1 rRNA gene is annotated in these 268 nt (G+C 43.3%); it reads right to left on the bottom strand.

Annotated elements, in window-relative coordinates:
* Positions 1 to 165: 165 nt before the first annotated feature.
* Positions 166 to 268: ribosomal RNA gene (locus tag LZP73_RS21220) — 23S ribosomal RNA — on the bottom strand; the annotation flags it as partial.

Genomic DNA, 268 nt, shown 5'->3' with positions numbered 1-268 from the left:
GGTGGTGCCACAATGCTATGGTTTCCAGACAAAACTGCTTAATCGTGTCTTCGACACAATTAATAATTCGGAAAGCTGATTTGCGTTGAGTCTCTACTCTATCAAGCGCTTGTATTCTATCTAAGGTCTGAAAATCACGTTTTCAGTAAAACCCATCTGGGTTGTATGGTTAAGCCTCACGAGTCATTAGTACATGTTAGCTCAACGCCTCACAACGCTTACACACCATGCCTATCAACGTCCTAGTCTCGAACGGCTCTTTAGAGGA

This window comes from Shewanella sp. AS16, assembly GCF_021412365.1.
In the GTDB taxonomy this organism is placed as follows: Bacteria; Pseudomonadota; Gammaproteobacteria; order Enterobacterales; family Shewanellaceae; genus Shewanella; species Shewanella salipaludis.
Note: the sequence above shows the minus strand (reverse complement) of the source record. Positions and strands in the feature narration are given on the sequence as shown.